Here is a 1,725-nt window from a genome sequence, read left to right on the forward strand (position 1 = left end):
GATCTGCATCACACCGTGCAACCTGAGACAGGTTTGGCGCGTCCAATAATCTGACGTGCTTCCTATCGGATCGAGGGTTCATGAACGACTGGTCGGCGCCGACGCGGGCTGCCAACGACGCGTTACGGGCGCAGATCGATTCGATGCTGGACTCGTTCACCGCCGAGAAGTCGGCATTGCTGGACGCGCAGGCGCGGGCGACCGAGCCGGTGAGCGTGTGGTCGGCGGACAATCTGGTGCGGGTTTCCGGCACGATCGCAGGGGTCTGGGAGGTGCACATCGCGCCGGACGCATTCAAACGCGCCACTCCGGAGTCGCTGGGCCGCTCGGTCACCGAGGCCATCGCGAGCCTGGCCACTGAGACGGCCCGCGTACGTGAGGACGCACTGGCACCGCTAACCTCGGGAATGCCCGACCTGCCCGACCTGATCCCGGGCGCTCCCAGCATGAAAGATCTGATCGCCCAGCTCACCCCACCCCCGCCCCCTGAGCCGAAACCGGTCGCCGAACCGCGCCGCCTCGTCGAGGACACCGACGACGAAGAGGGCGAGTACTTCCGCAACCGCGGGTACCTGCGATGAGCTCACTCAACGTCGATCCCGCCGCACTACGCGGAACACAACCATCGTTCACCTCCGTCGCCGACACCATCACCACCGGCGCCCAGGCGCTGGCAGCGGTGATCGCGGCCGAGGGCGAATGCTGGGGCAACGACGAGATCGGTGCGGCTTTCGCCAAGAACTACACCCCCGGCGTCGAATCCGGCCAGAAGGCCGTCACCGGCTTGGCCACCGCCATGACCCAATCCGGCGAGAACATGGTCACCATCGCCGACGCATTCCAGAACCAGGACACCTCGGCCGCGGGCGCCCTCGGCACCGCGGCGAGCACGCTGTGATGGGCATCGAGATCCCCGACGAGCTCCAATGGGTCGCGAAATACATTCTGGGCGCCGGTGATTGGCCCGCCGGCGACGAAACGGCGATGCGCCGGGTCGCCGACGCGTGGACCACGATGGCCCAAACCCTCAACACCGTCGACGACAACGCCACCCTCGCGTTCAACGCCGCCCTGACCGCGCTGTCGGAAGGCGAAACCCACACTGAGGTCACCGTCCTGCGTGACAATCTCCTCGCCGGCGACGAAGCGGCTTTCGCCGCCGTCCGCAAGTGGTGCGAGAAGCAGGCGGAACTCCTCAACGACGGCGCCAACGACATCGAGCACACCAAACTCGTGATCATCGGGACGATGGTCATCACCGCCGTCGAGATCCTGGCCACCGCCTGGACCGGCGTCGGATTGATCGCCAGCGCCGCGGCCAGGGTCGCCGGCCAGATCGCGGTGCGCATCGCCATCCGCCAGCTCATCGCGAACATGCTCACCCGGGGAGCCGCTAAAGCCGCCGCCCGCCTGGCCTTGCGCGGTGCCGCCTTCGAAGCACTCGAGGAGGGCGGCACCGACCTGTCCGCCCGCCTCATCCAGGTCTACAACGGCGACCGCTCATGGCAGAAGTTCGGCCTCACCGACCTGGGCCTGGCCACCTTCGGCGGCGCCGTCGGCGGCGCGGTCGGCGGCGTCCTCGGCGGCGGCACCGGGGCACTCGCCGACGGACTGTCCTCCACCGCAGGCAAACTCGCGGGCAAAGTAGTCGGCGGAACCGTCACCGAATTGGGCGCGGACGTGTCCGCCCAGGTCGCCGCCGCAGGAGTCGGCGCGGCCTTCCTC

2 protein-coding genes and 1 pseudogene are annotated in these 1,725 nt (G+C 68.2%); all 3 read left to right on the forward strand.

Annotated features, from left to right (window positions below; genetic code table 11):
• The first annotated feature begins 80 nt into the window (after positions 1 to 80).
• Positions 81 to 581, forward strand: a complete 501-nt coding sequence (locus tag ACFWPJ_RS32060; RefSeq protein WP_378857166.1) for a YbaB/EbfC family nucleoid-associated protein — start codon at positions 81 to 83, stop codon at positions 579 to 581.
• Positions 578 to 898, forward strand: coding sequence for a type VII secretion target (locus tag ACFWPJ_RS32065; protein WP_378857168.1), 321 nt, complete (start codon positions 578 to 580; stop codon positions 896 to 898). Before ACFWPJ_RS32060 ends, ACFWPJ_RS32065 begins: the two co-directional genes overlap by 4 nt.
• Positions 898 to 1,725: pseudogene (locus tag ACFWPJ_RS32070) on the forward strand (hypothetical protein); the annotation flags it as partial. The gene ACFWPJ_RS32065 and the pseudogene ACFWPJ_RS32070, both read left to right, overlap by 1 nt.

The sequence above is a fragment of the Nocardia sp. NPDC058497 genome (assembly GCF_042720195.1).
GTDB lineage: Bacteria > Actinomycetota > Actinomycetes > Mycobacteriales > Mycobacteriaceae > Nocardia.